This window comes from Peribacillus sp. 05N428 (genome assembly GCF_056397085.1).
Genome location: NZ_JBFTMS010000005.1, coordinates 218431 through 236606 on the forward strand (window position 1 = coordinate 218431; position 18176 = coordinate 236606).

Sequence of the window (18176 nt, forward strand, 5' to 3'; positions counted from 1 at the left end):
ATATTGTAATTTCTTTCACAAAGTTATTTTATCTATACTGAATATGCTATGATTGAAATTGTGAAAGCTTGAAAAGACACTAGGAGGACATATCATGCTAAAAAAACAAATGGAATCATACATATCAAAATCCGTAATCGAAAACAAGATTGAGTTATTTAAAGAAGAAAAGGACTATGTAGAAAAGCATAAATTACTCGCTGAAGATATCATTATAGTGGAAAAAGAAAATGCATCGCGTTTTACGGATGCTTATATGGAGCGGAGTAATAAAGAGAGTGAAGAATTAATCTCTGAAGAGAAGTCTGCATTTTTATCACAACCAATCGAGTATTTGAAAAAAAACAAAGATGAATTCCTTTACTTTGAATCACAATGGTTCGAATTAATCGGTGTTGAGGCACTTTCGTTAGAAGTCGATGATGTTTTCGGTACATATAATGCTATGTTCGGATTGAAATTCCAGAAAAAAATGGGAGATGTTTTAAAAACGTATTTAACCAAGGAACTCCAAGAAGGAATTGGGTCGTTCAGTTTAATGTTTAACCAGGGCGAAGGGCTATGGGATGTGAATTTTGCCTTGGATAACATTAATGGGTTTCAAGAAGACATGTCATTGGAAGAAGCTTTTCATTTAATTTATCATTTTCTTTTCAACCTTGTTCAAACGATCGAGGAAGATATGTAAAACGAGGTGCCGCCATTAATTTTAATGGCGGTTTTTTAAATTTTCATGGATAATCCATTGCCCCTAGGCTATGGCTTCTGGATTTTAATCGATTGGCTCTAGATATGATTAAAGGAAACTGAGAAAATTCGTCGAATTTATTAATGATATACGATATTTAATAAACTTAAATGTTTTGTTTTAGCAATTTCGATTTTTTTTATGTAAATGCAGTTAAATCGGAAGGGGAAGTTATACTTGCTGAATGAATTGAAAGTTACTCAAATTACCATTCCATTGCCTTTTAGATTGGACCATGTCCATTGTTTCCTAGCGGAAGGTGAAAAAGGATGGACTATCATTGATGCGGGATTAAATAACAAAACGACAAGGGATTTATGGAACCCAATTACCGAAAAACACGATATTACCGATATTATCATCACACATTATCACCCAGATCATTTCGGGTATGCAGGGACATTACAACAATTGACCGGTGCGGATGTATGGATGACAGAAGTCGATGAGCATGCGGGAACTACGTATTGGGAAGCCGAATCGCTGAATCTGCTTAAAGAAAATTACAATGCGTGTGGTATGGAAGAAGATGTCGCCGTGGCCTTATCCAGTGACGAAAGCGGATTCATGCCACAAGTAAAACCCTATCCTACCGTAAATCATCATCTTGAGGAAGGAATGAAACTGCATTTTGGCAAATATGAGTATGAAGTGCTTTTCACTCCGGGACATTCTGATGGCCTGATTTCCTTATACAATAAGGAAAATAGCGTCCTTTTCTCGACAGATCATATATTGCCCAAGATATCTCCAAATATTTCTTATTGGTTTAAAGGTTTCAGCAACCCATTGGAAGAGTTTTTTAATTCTTTGAAAAAAATACAAAAGCTGGACGTTGAATATGTCATCCCTTCTCATGGGAAACCGTTTCAAAATGCCAATAAAAGAATTGTTGAATTGTTGGATCACCACCAGGACCGGTTGCATATAATTCATGAAAACATGAAAGAGCCGATTTCTGTAAAAAGTGCTTGCCAGATCTTATTTGGAAATCTGTCCATTCACGAAACCAGATTTGCTGTTGGTGAAACATTGGCACACCTAGAATACCTTCTTTTGAATGACCAGTGCAGAAAGTTTAAACGTGATGGCAAATGGTATTATCAATCCATCTGAAATTTTTGATAATCCCGAATTTTAGCTAATGCCGCTTGTATTACTGCAGCTTATGTTTATTATCGCTATGGAAAGCTGGCGGGTAAGGGAAAAGTGGAGACAGGGGGATATTCGATTACATGCCTAATACATTTTTGCAGCTTATAAGGCTTCATTGATTGAAAAAGAAAAAAACACCGCCCCAACATACTTGGGCGGTGATTTTTTCATTGCCTGGAACCTATTTGTCCATTAACCTCTTTCATAATATCTTCAAGGGATGTAACAATTCCTTTATCGTCCTTATAGCTAATATGCTTAGGTTGAAAATGGTTAGGCGATTCTAAACCGGCAGCCGCTGAGATCCGAAATAATCCTTTTCTAAGGGTTACAAGAAAGTTAACCACGCGGTATTTCTTTTCATCTATGACAAGTGCTTTTTGCAATTCCGGATCAGTGGTGGCTACCCCGACAGGACAAGCATTGGAATGGCATTTCATCGTCTGGATACATCCTATCGCAATCATGAAACCTCGAGCTATGTTAACAAGGTCTGCTCCCATGGCCAGGGCTATCGCAATTCTATCAGGCGTGAACAATTTACCGGAGGCGATGATTTTAACCCGATCGCGGACACCGTATTTTTCCAATGTCGATACCAAAATCGGCAAAGCGGATTTTATCGGCAATCCTACGCTATCGATCAATTCCTGATAAGATGCACCTGTGCCGCCTTCACCGCCATCCAATGAAATGAAATCCGGACCTTTCCCGGTTTCTTTCATGTAGCTAGCAAGCTCTTCAACACTGTCAGTGCCGCCGATGACCATTTTGATACCGACCGGGATTCCAGTATGTTCCCTGATTTTTTCGATAAAATCGCACATGGATTTTACGTCATTGTATTGATAAAACCGATTCGGACTATCAATCGCTTTGTACGGAACGACCTTACGGATTTCAGCGATTTCCGGATTCACTTTTTCAGCATCGATATGCCCTCCGCGAGTTTTGGCACCTTGAGCCAATTTGATTTCAAATGCTTTGATTTCAGGTATTTCACTTTTTCTTTTTAACTCATCCCAATCCATTTCGCCGAAACTATCACGAACTCCAAACATGGCTGGACCGATTTGCATGATTATATCGACACCGCCAATTAAATGATAAGGAGATAGTCCACCTTCACCTGTATTCATCCAGGTGCCTTTTGCTGCAGCCAATCCCTCAGAAAGCGCAGTGATTGCGTTCTTTCCCAAAGAGCCATAACTCATGGCTGACATGCCGATAAGACCTTTTAGTCGAAAAGGGTTCTTAGTGTTTGGGCCAATGATTACGGCATCCTCATCATCCAATAAGAATGCAGAGGATACTTCATCTTCCCATTTTTCTTCACGTTGTGAGAAAAGCGGGTCTTTTAATAGAATGTACCTTTTCGTCGTCACTTTAGTTTCACGATCATATTTTTCTTCTTCGGCCAATTTTGGGAACATGCTATTTTTAACAAAGAAGCCTTCCTCATCAAAATCCCGTTTTGAGCCAAAACCTATGACATCCCGTAAATATTTTGAACTTTTCACCATATGTTCATAGTCATCACGGGAAAAGGGTTTTCCTTCGTTATCACTATTAAACCAATATTGCCGCATCTCAGGTCCGATTTTTTCCAGAAAGTATCGTACTCTCCCAAGCACGGGGTAATTCCTTAAAATTGCATGATGCTTCTGCATGCGATCAAAGAAAATCATATAAATTAATAGTAAAACCAAAACGATGATAATGATGAAAACAACGGTAAATCCAAGGATAATTAAAAGATTTGCGATGCCACTCATTCAATCCCTCCTGATATGCAAAAAAATCATGTATTTTTAATCTACTCGGTAATTCGATCAATTATACAGATTTCCATGCAAGGCTTTTATAGGGATTGAACGAAAACAATTTAAATTTGCAATATTGTTCTCACAATATCTTTCAACTTCTCCTTTTCGATTGGCTTACCCAAATTGCAAACTGCAAAGTTATGGCATCATGCAGCACCTGTGGGTTATATCCGGTAATTTCCTTGATTTTTTTTAATCGGTATATAAGGGAATTACGATGGATATACATTCTTTTTGCACATTCCCCGATATTTAAGTTACTAAGGAAAAATTGTTGCAGCGTCTCAATCAACTTTTCGGATAAGCTGCCTAAAATTCTTTCCTGAAATTGCTGTTTCGTCCGCTCATCTATCCTTTCCAACAGAGCTTTTGTTTCCACATCAGTATATCTAGTTAAAGCTTGATTGGCTTCACCTAGTAAAAGTGCCGCTTCAGCTTCACGGAAGGAGTGGACGATGTATGATTCCTTATCCACAATAGAGCCCAAACCGATTCGTATAACGAAGCCTTTTGCTTTTAATTGTTTGATGGCTGAATCCAGTCTTTTGTCCATGTTTTTTACGCTAAGCGCCGTAGTGAGAATGAAAACCCGATTCACATTCAGGAACCCAACAAGGGCTTGCTGGGAACCAAAAACAGTTTCAGTCATTTGAATCAGCTCATTCTTATTTAACGGATTTAATTTCATTTCCATTACCCCCACTTGATAGGGAGGTTCTAATTTCATTCCAATCAGTTCAAGTCTTTGATCAATCGAATGCTGATTGATATCTTCCTTTAATAAGTCTTCAAATACCAATTCTTTCAAGTGTTGTTTCCATTCGAGTTGTTCCGCCATAAAAGCTTGATGAAGCATCATTTCCGTTATCATCTTCACCAATTCGCCGAATTCCAAAAGTTCTGTCGGATCTCCGGTGATCCCGATGACACCTATAATTACATTTTGAAAATTAATCGGCAAATTAATTCCAGGAAGGACACCTACCCATTGATGACGATCATTTTCGGGAATGATTAAAGGCTTTCCCGTTTTCAGTACTTCCATTGCTCCTAAATGCAATTGGTCGATGCGGTCATGATTTCCGGAAGCGATGATGATTCCTTTATCATCCATAATATTAATATTTCTGTTAAGTCTATTGGTGGTTTGTTTGACAATTTCCATTGCAATTTCTTGGGTCAGCATTCAAGTCATCCTTCTAGAGTTTTTTTATTTGGTTATCCAGTTTGCGCTAACAGAATGGTAATCATATTTCATGCAAACAAGCTATGATTTTTCATGTAAAGGGGATTGTCGGTAGTTTAAGACCTTAGCTATCTTGTACTCTAGGAAAATGGGCAAATAACAGAAAACTTTCCCGAAGATCATTTTTTCTATACAGTATAGCCAAAAAAGTCAAATATGTCATACTAATTTTCGTTTAGAATGTACGATGATTAAAATATTTCTGAAGATTATAATTAAATTGATATAAAAATATATTCAAAGGGGAACTGAGCATGAAAATTGTTATTGCACCAGATTCCTATAAAGGAAGTTTATCAGCAACAGAAGCTTCAAAAGCTATTGAGCGAGGAGTCAGGAAGGCACTGCCGGATGCGGAGACAGAATTGGTTCCTGCGGCGGATGGCGGGGAAGGCACGATGGATAGTCTTGTTGCAGCTACAAATGGACGAAAAGTTGAAGTGACCGTTAAAGGACCTTTACTTGAAGATGTTCAGGCAGCATATGCAATCTTGGGCGATCAAAAAACATGTGTGATTGAAATGGCCAGTGCATCTGGTCTATGCCTAGTCGATCCAGCTGAATTGAACCCATTGATCACTACTTCATACGGGACAGGGGAGCTTATACAAAAAGCATTGAATGATGGCTGTCGAAAGTTCATTTTAGCGGTTGGTGGAAGCGCTACCAACGATGGCGGTGTCGGTATGCTCCAGGCTTTGGGAATGAAGGTGTTTGATGAAGAAGGTAAAAGTCTGGGATACGGAGGTGCCGAATTATCACGGATATCAGACATTAATACAGAGGATTTTGATTCCAGAATAGCGGATTCCGAATTTTTGATTGCGTCGGATGTCCAAAATCCGTTAATCGGTCCTGATGGGGCATCAAGGGTATTCGGACCTCAAAAAGGGGCGACTCCTGACATGGTTGAAATGCTTGATAAAGCTTTATCAACATGGGCTGATTTGGTGGAAATCAAAACAGGCATACACTTGCATGATAAAGCAGGTGCTGGTGCTGCAGGAGGAATTGGAGGTGCATTTCAAGCCTTTTTCCGTGCAGAAACAAAAAGGGGCATAGATATTGTCATGGAGTATACGAAACTGGGTGAAAAATTGTCCGGTGCCGATTGTGTCTTTACCGGTGAGGGCCAAATCGATTACCAGACTGCTTCAGGCAAAACACCCATGGGAGTTGCACAAGAAGCCAAAAAGCATGGTATTCCGGTATTTGTTTTGACTGGATCGATTGGAACAGGTATTGAAGTTTTATATGACCACGGAATAACGAGTGTTCATAGTTTGGTGAACTCTCCCATGCCTTTAAAGGAAGCTATGGAAAGAGGAGCTGAATTGTTGGAAGCTTCAGCCGAACAAGTAATGCGGACTTTTTTGGCAGCAATCAAAAATAGGGGGTAATCTTATGTTATTTATTGTTTTGGCCATCGGCGTGTTCTTAATTGTTTTTGCGACAACTAAATTCAAGCTTCATCCGTTCCTATCGCTTCTATTAGGCACTTTATTTGTGGGTTTTGCTTCTGGAATGCCTCTGGATCAGATCGTTGAGAATATCAACGGCGGTTTTGGCGGACTGATGACAAGCATTGGACTTGTAATCGTTTTCGGTACAATAATCGGAACCATTTTGGAAAAGGCCGGTGCCGCATTAAGAATGGCAGAAGTCGTATTGAGGATTGTCGGCCCTAAAAGACCGCAGCTTGCCATGAGTATGATTGGCTTTATCGTATCCATACCCGTTTTTTGCGATTCAGGTTTCGTTATTTTATCGAGCTTAAGAAAAGCATTGGCAAGACGCGCAAAAGTAGCGGTTGCTTCCATGTCAGTTGCACTTGCAACTGGTTTGTATGCAACACATACACTTGTACCTCCAACTCCGGGGCCAATTGCGGCAGCCGGGAATATCGGAGCGGATGGATACTTGGGGACCGTCATTTTGATAGGTCTTATTACGGCTATTCCAGCTGCACTTGCTGGTTATATATGGTCAATGAAAGTAGCGACCAAGATAGAAGTTGAAGATGACCGAAGTGACCAGGATTACGATTATGATGAAATTGTCCGTTCATTCGGCAAGATGCCTTCTGCCTTACAATCATTTTTACCGATCGTTTTACCGATTGTCCTGATTGGAGCCAGTTCTGTATTAACGCTCTTTGGGACAGAGGGAGGGATCGCCGCATTTTTCGTATTCTTGGGCCAGCCGGTCATCGCATTGCTCGTCGGAGTAATTTCCGCTCTGACATTGCTGCCTAAGTATGATGAAGAAACATTAACAAACTGGATAGGAGCCGCCTTATTGGATGCTGCGCCAATTTTATTGATTACCGGGGCGGGGGGAGCATTTGGTACCGTCATTAAAAATACGGGGATTGCAGACATCATCCAAAGTTGGGATATGGGCAGCATCTTTAGCGGTTCCTTGTTCCTGTTGGTCCCGTTCCTAATTGCTGCTGGGTTGAAAACGGCCCAGGGTTCTTCGACAGCATCACTGGTCATCACTTCATCTTTGATTGCCCCCATGCTTCCAACGTTGGGTATTGAAGGGGCTGTTCCTCTTGCATTGGTAGTCATGGCTGTTGGAGCAGGTGCGATGACAGTAAGCCATGTAAATGATAGCTTCTTCTGGGTGGTCACCCAATTTAGCGGGATGAAAGTGACGGATGCCTATAAAGCTCAAACAATGGCAACCTTAATACAAGGAGTGGTCACGATTATCACGACGATGATATTGTGGGTCATTCTTGTGTAATATTAATATTGGAAAAACGGAGAGGCGTGAACCGCTTCTCTTTTTTATGCTTTAAATAAAATATATTTTCATTTTTATGGTGTTATAAGAACTAAAATAGTGTATGATGCATAGTATAAGGTATGGTGTACGTCACATAGTATAGAGAAGGGGTGATTGGATGAGCACTTTACTGAATTCATTAACCACTGAGCTGCGCAGAGGCACTTTGACGTTAGCTGTCTTAAGTCAGCTCAAAACTCCGCAGTATGGGTACTCGCTTGTCCAGCGTTTAGAGAAGTCTGGAATTACCATTGATCAAAGTACTTTATATCCTTTGCTTCGCCGCCTGGAAAAACAAGAATTGGTGACCAGCAGCTGGGATACTTCTGAAAGTAGACCGCGCAAGTACTATTCTTTAAGTGATTATGGGGGAGAAATCTTCACTCAGTTAAAGGAAGAATGGGAAAAAACTTCTCAAGAGCTTTATATATTATTAAAAGGAGAGGGAGAAGATGGAGCTGATTGAACTTTATATTCAGGAAGTGACCTGCAGGCTGCCAGAAAAAAACCGGGCGGATATTGCGCTTGAGCTTCAATCCACGATCGAAGATATGCTTCCGGAGGATTATACGGAGCAAGACGTGAAAGCGGTACTTTTAAAATTAGGAGATCCGGTTACACTGGCAAGTGGTTATTGCGATCGGCCAATGCATCTGATCGGGCCTCGTTATTATGATGTTTATATCAGTCTATTGAAAATGATTTTACCAATCGCTGCAGTCATTTCACTGATTGCATTAGTAGGGGATAATCCGTTTCGGGATACGGGGAATACGGTTATGGAAGCAATTTTAAAAATATTCGGGAAAGGAATTTCAGGTATCATCAGTACAGGTATCCAAGTGTTTTTCTGGTTAACGCTTTCATTTGCCATTTTAGAACGCTTGGATACTTCAAAAGACCAGTCGCCTGTAACAAAAGACTTGAAACCATGGACACCGGAAAACTTAAAAGATATTCCAAACATTTCAAAGAAAAAAGCGGTCCCTATGGTCGAGGTTTTTGCAAGTTTGTTAGGCCTTTCCGTATTCGCAGCCCTTTATTTCAATGCAGCAAACCTCTTAGGCGTCTATGAAAAAAGAAATGGCAGTCTCATTTTCGTGACACCTTCTTTTAATCAAGATGTATTGAATTCCTATTGGCTGCTGGTATCTTGCGTCATTATCATTGGGGTGCTCTTAGCGATATATAAATTATTTTTAGGTCGATGGACCCTGAAATTAGCTTTTTTTCATGCCATATACCAGCTGTTGTACACTCTGGCTTTCATCATCATCATCAGTAATCCTGATTTATTGAACCCGGAATTCCTTGCATACCAAAGAACACTATTCTCAATCGATGAATGGAAAAGCTCGATATACTGGGGTCTCATACTCATCTCCATCATTTTTGCCGCCTACGATACCTATCAAGGCTTCCGAAAAGCAAAAATCCGTTAAGGCACAGCATCTAAGCTGTGTTTTTTTTATTAAATATTTTGTGAAGTGAAAGGTGAGCTGATACAAGTCTGAAAGATTATTTCTCAAGATACAAGGGACAACAAAAAAACACCTCATATATCATATAGTTTTTAACTAACTATACAGCATATGAGGCGTTACATTTAAACCAATGTTTTATTGAACTGCATCGAACTGATTGACTTTCCAAGCGGAACCGGACTTATAAAAGGTAACCGTTCTTTTTACTGACTCACCGTCAACTGTAGGTACTGTTAAATTGTATGACCTAACGTTTTGTTTTTGATAGACCAATTTAATTTTTGCTTTTTTCCACTCTAACATGCTAAAGCCGTCTCCGACTGGACGGGCTAATTTCCCTTTATGGGTAATGTAATTATATTTAGTCAGCCCTTTTTCAACTGCATTATTAGTAAATGTCTCTGCTAAGTAGGCAGTCAATTTATCTTTTGTATTAAACTCTTGGCAAAGGTATGAATATTCTGTCCCTTTATAATTGAAAGTTTTTTGTGAACATGAACGGGTTTTGTACCCATGTAAAGCACTCCAAAAATGTTTGCTGGCATTATCGGCTATCTTTAATGCATTTGCGTCAGACAATGATGTCGTTTTTGCGGTAACCGGACCACTTAATGTGAAAAATAAAATGATAATGGATAATAGCATACCTGAAAATTTTTTCATATCATATCTCCCCAATCCCTAATTAGGATACTTATGTAACGAAAGTTTAATAAATATTACAATTGTTACATTTATATTACAACAAGTTTGGCATAAGTAAAAGAGAAATCTTGTTAATTTTTAAATATAATTTTAGGTTTTATAAAATATTCATAGTTTGTTCACTTTATTCTTTTTGAAAGGCGTTCACCGATTTGTAAATAGAAGGAGGTGTTACATACTTCCTATTCCACGAACTGGCCTATTTAAAACCTGGCAGTTAATTCTCTCACTGGACAAGTTCATCCATTATATTTTCATTAATGACAAGATATGCTCAAAGAACTCGAATTACCCGGGCAGAGCCCGAAAAAAATAAAATATAAAGGTTTGACAAACTTTCTAATTCTACCGTATTATAAATTATATACTTGAATACATTCTCCAAAGGGGAGTAGCTTTTACAACAATGTCGTCATTACAGAGCTCTTTGCTCTCGGTGTTGTTGGCAGCATATTGTTGTTAGCCAGACCTTACCTATTGGTAAAGGTCTATTTTCTTTTAGTAAACCTTTACCAAAATGGTAAAGGTTTTTTTGTAGTCCCCTTAAGGAAATGTATAAACATGTGGGTTTTAATAGAAAAACAAATAAATATAAATGGAGTGTATTCTTTGATACTTAGAAAATCTTTGCTACTTTTAGGAATAGGTTCTGCACAAATAGATTTAATCCTTCCGAAAAATACGTATAAATCCGGTGAATGCATAAATGGATATTTTTTGATTAAGGGTGGTACCCTTGCGCAAAGAATAAGAAGGATTGAATGTGATTTGATCATGGATACTCATTCTACCGGAATGGAAGAGATCCTTAAAACGAGCACCATTTTGTCTACAAGGGAGATAAATTCAGGGGAAAGCAACGAAATTCCTTTCAACTTTTGTCTGCCTATATTGAAGGAGCCTTATAAGCGAGGGGTATCCTATCGCCTTAAAACGAGACTTATCCTTGATAAAGGGATAATCGGAAAGGATGATGACTGGATTTTAATCGATTCTGAATAAACGTGAAAATGGAGGTGAAAACATGAATATCTTGAAATTTTCTGAGCTTGCTGTGGATTACTGGGAAGAATTTTTATTATTGAGGCTTTTCATATTGGCTATACTGTTATTGGCGGTTTATTATATTTTGAATAAACTGGTTGAATGGTTCTTTAGAAGATCCAATTTTTTCGACGAAGAAGTCGAAAAAACAATACAGGGGGTTACTCGTTCTTCTCTTAGGTACGGTATATCCGGGCTTTTCCTTATATATTTGATTGGACAGTTTATAGACCTAAAAGGAATTTTAGCTGGAGCTGGTATTTTAGGGGTCGTGATCGGATTTGCCGCTCAGCAAATGCTTAAGGATATCCTATTGGGATTTGTAAGGCTCTCGGATAATGAATTCCGAGTCGGGAATTTCGTGACATTCAACGGGACAAGTTCCGGGACGATTGAGGAAATCGGTATCCGGTTCATGCAGATCAGGGAATGGTCAGGAAAATTGCTGACCATCCCACATAGTGAAATCAGGACGATCCAAAATTTTAATAAAGGGAGAATGCGAATCATTGAACGCATTACAGTAAGTTACCAGGAAAATCCTGAAAAGGTAAAAAGTCTGTTGGAGGATATATGTATTATCTGTAATGATAAGTATGGTGAAAGCCTTCTAAGGCTAGAAGATGGTACACCTGAAGAGGATTTTAGATACATAGGCATAACGGATTTAAATCCGAATCTAAAATATGTTGGATATGAACTATGCATAGTGGGACTTGTGAAACCTGATGATTACTTTGAAACATCGAGAAGCGTGAGGTTTGAAATGATGACTGCTTTACATGAGCATCAAATTCTAATGCCATCTTCCCATTTGCTTGTACAGGGCAATCCTAATCAAGAACGTTTATTGGAAAACTGAAAAGAAGAAACACAATTGCTTGAGATAATCCGGGAAAAGGTCATGAAAAAAATGATGGATAAGGTAACAAAGGGCAGAAGCCATATTCGACGGCAGCCCTTTGAAGCTTAAGGATATTAAAGGGCTTTCTTTTAAAGGAAGTCCTTTTTTTAATTAGAAAAATAGAACAAACCCATCCCCAAAAATAGTTTTATTTTATTAATTTTTCCCTTGATTTATCAGATTAAATAAATTATTATGAAAATAACATAAAATGGAAGGGTGACCTTTAAACAATGATCATTTAATCCTATTTTTAAAGAAAAAATGCGTGCTTAAAACGAATTTTTTTCTGGATAGGATTAGTCTGTACATTAAAATACAAACAAAGATCATTGTGTCCTTCGATTAGGGATATTTTGCCTTGTTAAATTTGTATTGTACTGCCTCCTGTCCAGATATTTCACAGGGGGTTTTTATATTGGCGAATAACACATCTGAAACATTAAATAATAAGGAACCTAACATTTTTAAAAATCGAGTATTCCAGGCCATTATCTTCTCAGGGTTGTTTTTACAAATAGGGATATGGGTACGGAATTTTGCCGTTTTGTTATTCGTCATGGAGAAGACAAATGGAGATGCCTTTGCCATTTCCATGATATCAGTAGCAGAATTCGCACCCATTTTTATTTTTTCATTTATTGGAGGCACATTTGCTGACCGCTGGAGTCCAAAAAAAACGATGGTTTGGTGTGATATTTTAAGTGCAATTTCCGTATTTGCTGTGCTTATCTCGCTAATCTTCGGCAGTTGGAAAATGGTTTTCTTCGCAACTTTAATTTCGGCGATACTTTCTCAATTTTCTCAGCCATCGGGCATGAAGCTATTTAAGATGCATTTGCCAGAAAGTCAAATCCAGACAGGGATGTCAGTTTATCAGACCGTTTTCGCAGTATTTATGGTTTTAGGTCCGATTCTCGGTACATTTGCCTTCCAAACTTTCGGGATAAACACCTCGATTGCGATTACTGGCCTGGCGTTTCTACTTTCAGCTGGCGCACTCGCCTTTCTTCCAAAAGATCGCAAACTGAATGAGGGGACAGCAAAAACAACATTATGGCAGGAAATGAAAAGCGGTGTGAGCTACGTATTACGAAAAAAAGAACTAAGTTTGCTTGGTTTATGTTTTCTGGCTGCTGGGCTCGGACTGGGTTTCATTCAGCCGCTCTCGATATTCCTTGTTACAGAACAACTGGAACTGCCTAAGGAAAATCTCCAATGGTTATTTATGGTGAATGGGTTTGGTATGATTTTAGGCGGGGCCGGTGTAATGATTTTTGCCAAAAAGGTGGCACCTCAAAGATTATTAGCTTTCGGAATGCTTGTGAATGCCATAGGGTTGGCGGTAATGGGGCTTTCAACAAATCTTTGGATTACACTTACTGCCGAGTTCTTTAACGGGCTAATGCTTCCTTGTATACAAATCGGGATCAATACATTGATATTGCAGAGGACCGAGGGCGAGTTCATCGGAAGGGTCAATGGAATCTTAAGCCCATTATTCACTGGATCGATGGTATTGACCATGAGTGCGGCAGGCGTGCTGAAAGAGCAATTTTCACTCGTCGCCATATTTGAAACCGCCGCTTTCTTTTTTATTCTAGGAATGTTTTTCATATTGCCATTGTACAATCAGAAGGCCGAAACGAAACCTCTGGAAGTTCAATCATAAGCATCTTGCGGTGTTCCAACACCTAAATACAGCTACAACCAAAAGAAAAGCAGCCAATTTTGGCTGCTTTTCTTTTTTTCTTTTTACTGTCATTAGAACTAACAAATTCTGGATTGACAATTATTTTGGGAGTACTGGTTCATACTAAAAATGGGCTTATTGGTACTTATGCAAAAATTAGTGAATAGCTTACAAAGGAGAAAAATTAATGATCCTTAAAGACATATTGATAGAAGCGATAAACGGGGATTTGCCGAAGGACGTTGAACATATATCCATAACAGGTGTAACCGATAACTCTAGAGAAATAAAAAAAGGATTCCTTTTTGTTGCCGTAACCGGATATAAATCCGATGGCCATAATTACATCCATGATGCAATTCGCTTAGGGGCATCGGCTGTGATTGGCAGTCGCGATATTAAGGGTTTGGAAGTTCCTTATTTAAGAGTGGAGAACAGCCGTAAAGCATTAGGGCAAATCGCCAAAAGGTTTTATGGTGATCCCAGCAATCAAAAAATAATGATAGGAATTACGGGTACAAATGGAAAAACTACAACTAGCTATATGCTTCAGCAAATATTAGAAGAAAATGGAGTAACCTGTTCAGTCATTGGTACGATACAGCATATTATCAATGGAAACAAAGTCGATTCCCATAATACGACTCCAGGTACCATGGAATTGAATTCCTTGCTGGATGAAAGTAGGGACATGGTTGTCATAATGGAAGTGTCTTCACATGGATTAGCTCAATACCGTTTAGAAGGAATTGAATTTGATTTCTGTGTCTTCACGAATTTGTATCATGACCATCTCGACTTCCATGGTACGATGGAGGATTATTTCCTGGCAAAATTACTGCTTTTTGAAAAATTGAAACCTAGTGGTCTTGCGATTATTAATGGAGATGATTTCTGGGGGGGAAAACTGCAAGAATACTTATGGGAGAAGAATGTCAGTGCCTTTGTTTTTGGAAAATCCAATCGCTGCGATTTAGCCATCACCAATTATAATACCGCAACGAACCCCTTTATTTTATTGAATGAGAATCATGACTTTGTGAAAATTGAGTTACCTTTACCTGGACTTCATAATTTATATAACGCAACAGCTGCCTATTCCGTAGCGAAGATGTTTCCAATTTCAAAACAGGAAATTCTCACTTCACTGAAACGATTTTCCGGTGTACCAGGAAGGTTTGAAATATATAAGAAAGCTTCTGGGCCGACTATAGTCATCGATTATGCACATACTGCAGATGCCATTCATCACATGCTTCAAACGGCCAAAGAGTGTGGGGCCAAAAAGATTTATCATATCTTTGGTTTCCGGGGTGGGCGAGATACAACCAAAAGGGCTGAAATGGTTAAAGTATCATCGGAACATAGTGATGTTTTGATTTTGACAATGGATGATCTGAATTCGGACGGAATTGAGGGGATGGAATCCACACTAAATAAACTGCTTAGCGATTACTCAGCTGGAAACGGGAAGGTTATTCCTGATCGTACCTTTGCTATCCAGGAGGCGTTACAAGCAGGAAAGGAAGGGGATTGGATTATCATTACAGGTAAAGGAATTGAGAGGTATGATCAAAAATTCGGACTGCCAACCATTTCTGACAAAGAAACGGTATTATATCTGCAAAATAAGGAGCAAGGGGATTTTATCGGTTATTTTGATCAATAGTTGATTATAACGAAGAACTAATCCAGCTTCCATCCATTCCACAGCCATAAGCAATTTTAAAATGGTGATTATTAACATTGTAATATGTGAGTAATTCAGGTATTATAACAATACAAGCTGCACTGTTCGTAATGATAATAAAGTTTTAACCTTTAAGCTGTAATAGGGAGTTTTATATTGAAACAGGAATGTTATGCCTCGTCACTGACTTGGACAACAGGATTTTTTCTGCAAACACCCACTTTGAGGAGTGGTGGTTTAAAACTTTCTTACTGAATACGGCATTGGCGGCTTATATCTTAAAATGTTGAAGCCGGTCTCGGTCTGAGGCCGGTTTTTTGCTTTATTTAAAATAGCGTACCGAAAAAATGTATGTACCGTTTGCAGTCTCCCAAACCAAATTGTACAATCAGCTTTAAAAAATCCAGTGTGGATACCATTGGGTAATTACATGTTTTTGTAAACAGTCACTCTTGTTTTGTATAACGGTTGGCATAACTTGAAGCGACGAAAGCATCCGGTTTGATTTTTGGTTCCACCCCCATGGATTCCATCCTGGCTACCATTTCTTTTACAAACTCACTGGTTTTGTTTCGCTTTCCAATCCCGATATCAATGTGACCTTCCATTGTGAACGTTGCCCCTTGATATACAGCAGGCAGGACAATATCGATTAACTGATTTTTCCTTTCTTCCGTAAACAGTGATACGATTTCCTCTGTTAACGACAACTCTTGAGAAATACGTTCATGTAAATGCAGCATCCTTCTAGGGATCATCACTTTTCTTATACAACCCCATACACCATTTCCGACCTGCCGTATTACGATGCCTGTAATGAAAACCGTATGTTTTTTATGTACTTGCGAATCTGTCCCGACCATTAATTGATAGTTACCGGAAGGATTTAATTCCATAAACTCAGCAATATGAACGAATACCTCTTCAAATGACATATCTTTTTTCTGAATATTTTGAAATGGGATGTTCTGAAATGGATATTGCTTCATATTATTGCACCCAACCTTTCCCCATAGAATCAGATTATTAAATATCTCATGCCGTTCATAACACATCATATGAAGGAGATCCTTGTTTCGTGCCGTGGGAAGAACCCACCTCTAAAGAAGAGGCAGTCATCAGTTAAAGTTGTTCGCGCTGAATGGATATCACCTCAAGTTCTATTTCTTCTATTTTAAACAAAAAAGACTGTTGGCAAAAGGAGTTCTATCTTAATGTTAAACAAGTTGTTTGGGAGCGACTGCCTGGAATGGAATTAACGGACAAATATAAAACTGTAAACAAACCCCATTATAGTCGGGTTTATCTACAGACTGGAAGAGAAGCTTAAGCATTAGGCTTCTCTTTTTTGTATGGAGAATATTTCAAAATGTTATTGGAGTTTATTCCGGCCATAACTAAAAAGTTAAACAAGCTTGTAACTTTACATCACCTAAGTAAACCACAATATCATGCGATTTATATAAGAAAAAGGAAATGAATTTATTAAATTTTGACCAATACCTACCTTAAAGTATTCACATTTAATAACTTGCAAAAAAGTATGTGATGTTTTCTTACATAAACAAAGAAATCTTACTTTTATAAGAGTAAAATAAACAAATATTCAATTAATAAAGTATTGGAGAGATGAAAATGAAAATATCTGAATTGAAAAAAAGTGGTCATGCTCCGTCATTATTAGCTTCATTCCTTTATTTTGATATCAGTTTTATGATTTGGGTATTATTAGGGGCACTCGGTGTCTATATTACAAAGGATTTCGGACTTTCCCCAGCTGAAAAAGGCTTGATTGTGGCTATTCCGATTTTGGGAGGCTCGTTTTTTCGAATCGTCCTTGGTTTTTTGACTGACCGCATCGGCCCGCGGAAAACCGCAATTGGCGGGATGCTTGTTACAATGATTCCGCTTTTTTGGGGATGGTTATTCGGTGAAAGTTTAGCAGAGCTTTATTTAATAGGGATTTTGCTAGGAGTGGCTGGAGCAAGTTTTGCTGCAGCACTTCCTATGGCCAGTCGTTGGTATCCCCCGCATTTACAGGGTCTTGCGATGGGCATTGCAGGTGCCGGTAACAGCGGAACTCTTTTTGCGACATTGTTCGGACCTCGTCTTGCAGAATCTCTTGGCTGGCATAATGTTATGGGATTAGCTTTGATTCCTTTAACCATCGTGTTTATCATTTATATTTTAATCGCAAAAGACGCACCGTCTCAACCGCCGGCAAAACCACTAAAGGAATATTTCAACGTATTTAAAATAACGGACACTTGGTATTTCTGTATTCTTTACAGTGTGACTTTTGGCGGCTTTGTCGGGTTTACTAGCTTCTTAAGCATCTTTTTTGTTGATGAGTATGGGTTAACACGAATAAGGGCGGGGGAATTTGTTACATTATGTGTCATCGCCGGAAGTTTCTTTCGTCCCGTCGGAGGATTTATTGCCGATAAAATAGGTGGAGTTAAACTGCTTATGTTTTTATTTATTGGTCTCACTATATGTATGTTTGGGATTAGTTTTCTTTATTCTCTTACTGCCGTTACGATCCTTCTGTTCATCGGAATGCTATTTCTCGGTATGGGCAACGGAGCTGTCTTTCAGTTAGTTCCACAGCGATTTTCTAAAGAAATAGGTTTTATCACAGGGATTGTGGGAGCTGCCGGAGGTGTTGGCGGATTCTTGGTTCCAAACATACTAGGTACGTTGAAACAGATTACTGGCACATATGCTACAGGATTTTTAGTATTTTCCGCAGTTGGAATCGTGGCTTTGCTTATCCTGGGCCTAGCTCAGCTTTCATGGAGAAAAACGTGGGTACTCGGAAAGAATTCAGTTAAGATCTAGAACTTTGTTTACTTAGTTTGGCTTTTTTACAGTACTTGTTTTTGGGG

General features: G+C 38.7%; 15 protein-coding genes and 1 other RNA gene. 12 read left to right on the forward strand and 4 right to left on the reverse strand.

Annotated features, from left to right (window positions below; all coding sequences use genetic code 11):
- Positions 1-94: 94 nt before the first annotated feature.
- A complete protein-coding gene (locus tag AC1DIV_RS07515) occupies positions 95-688 on the forward strand; it encodes a branched-chain amino acid aminotransferase (protein WP_340876495.1) in 594 nt (197 codons plus the stop codon).
- 237 nt (positions 689-925) lie between these two features.
- A complete protein-coding gene (locus AC1DIV_RS07520) occupies positions 926-1864 on the forward strand; it encodes an MBL fold metallo-hydrolase (protein ID WP_340876493.1) in 939 nt (312 codons plus the stop codon).
- Between the two features lie 206 nt (positions 1865-2070).
- Here the strand turns inward: AC1DIV_RS07520 and AC1DIV_RS07525 are convergent, their stop codons facing one another.
- Entirely contained in the window at positions 2071-3678 is a 1608-nt protein-coding gene (locus AC1DIV_RS07525; protein WP_323596933.1) for an FMN-binding glutamate synthase family protein, read from the reverse strand.
- Positions 3679-3820: 142 nt separating this feature from the next.
- A complete protein-coding gene (locus tag AC1DIV_RS07530; protein WP_477576116.1) occupies positions 3821-4915 on the reverse strand; it encodes a CdaR family transcriptional regulator in 1095 nt (364 codons plus the stop codon).
- 314 nt (positions 4916-5229) lie between these two features.
- Between AC1DIV_RS07530 and AC1DIV_RS07535 the strand changes: the two genes are divergently transcribed.
- The 4 genes from AC1DIV_RS07535 to AC1DIV_RS07550 all read left to right on the forward strand — a co-directional run bounded on the left by AC1DIV_RS07535 (position 5230) and on the right by AC1DIV_RS07550 (position 9210).
- A complete protein-coding gene (locus AC1DIV_RS07535) occupies positions 5230-6375 on the forward strand; it encodes a glycerate kinase (RefSeq protein WP_340876489.1) in 1146 nt (381 codons plus the stop codon).
- A 4-nt stretch (positions 6376-6379) separates the two neighbouring features.
- On the forward strand, positions 6380-7726 hold the full coding sequence (locus tag AC1DIV_RS07540) for a GntP family permease (protein WP_477576118.1): 1347 nt from the start codon (positions 6380-6382) through the stop codon (positions 7724-7726).
- A 160-nt stretch (positions 7727-7886) separates the two neighbouring features.
- The gene (locus AC1DIV_RS07545; RefSeq protein ID WP_034306796.1) at positions 7887-8234 is read left to right on the forward strand and encodes a PadR family transcriptional regulator; all 348 of its coding nucleotides are present in this window, start codon (positions 7887-7889) and stop codon (positions 8232-8234) included.
- Entirely contained in the window at positions 8221-9210 is a 990-nt protein-coding gene (locus AC1DIV_RS07550) for a hypothetical protein (protein WP_340876488.1), read from the forward strand. The genes AC1DIV_RS07545 and AC1DIV_RS07550 overlap by 14 nt, the downstream gene beginning before the upstream one ends.
- Before the next feature lie 177 nt (positions 9211-9387).
- Here AC1DIV_RS07550 and AC1DIV_RS07555 read toward each other — a convergent pair whose 3' ends face one another.
- A complete protein-coding gene (locus AC1DIV_RS07555) occupies positions 9388-9915 on the reverse strand; it encodes an IseA DL-endopeptidase inhibitor family protein (RefSeq protein WP_323596919.1) in 528 nt (175 codons plus the stop codon).
- A gap of 651 nt (positions 9916-10566) precedes the next feature.
- Here AC1DIV_RS07555 and AC1DIV_RS07560 point away from each other — a divergent pair.
- The 5 genes from AC1DIV_RS07560 to ssrS all read left to right on the forward strand — a co-directional run bounded on the left by AC1DIV_RS07560 (position 10567) and on the right by ssrS (position 15565).
- Entirely contained in the window at positions 10567-10959 is a 393-nt protein-coding gene (locus AC1DIV_RS07560; protein WP_063594970.1) for a sporulation protein, read from the forward strand.
- A 22-nt stretch (positions 10960-10981) separates the two neighbouring features.
- A complete protein-coding gene (locus AC1DIV_RS07565) occupies positions 10982-11863 on the forward strand; it encodes a mechanosensitive ion channel family protein (RefSeq protein WP_048686051.1) in 882 nt (293 codons plus the stop codon).
- A gap of 460 nt (positions 11864-12323) precedes the next feature.
- Positions 12324-13577, forward strand: coding sequence for an MFS transporter (locus AC1DIV_RS07570; protein WP_340876486.1), 1254 nt, complete (start codon positions 12324-12326; stop codon positions 13575-13577).
- A 208-nt stretch (positions 13578-13785) separates the two neighbouring features.
- Complete coding sequence (locus AC1DIV_RS07575; protein WP_340876485.1) at positions 13786-15267, forward strand: UDP-N-acetylmuramoyl-L-alanyl-D-glutamate--2,6-diaminopimelate ligase; 1482 nt, start codon at positions 13786-13788, stop codon at positions 15265-15267.
- Positions 15268-15378: 111 nt separating this feature from the next.
- Positions 15379-15565: non-coding RNA, 6S RNA (gene ssrS / locus AC1DIV_RS07580), on the forward strand.
- A 169-nt stretch (positions 15566-15734) separates the two neighbouring features.
- Here the strand turns inward: ssrS and AC1DIV_RS07585 are convergent.
- Positions 15735-16277, reverse strand: a complete 543-nt coding sequence (locus AC1DIV_RS07585; RefSeq protein ID WP_340876484.1) for a ribonuclease H-like YkuK family protein — start codon at positions 16275-16277, stop codon at positions 15735-15737.
- 646 nt (positions 16278-16923) lie between these two features.
- Here AC1DIV_RS07585 and AC1DIV_RS07590 point away from each other — a divergent pair.
- Entirely contained in the window at positions 16924-18129 is a 1206-nt protein-coding gene (locus AC1DIV_RS07590) for a nitrate/nitrite transporter (protein ID WP_034306778.1), read from the forward strand.
- The last annotated feature ends 47 nt before the right edge of the window (positions 18130-18176 follow it).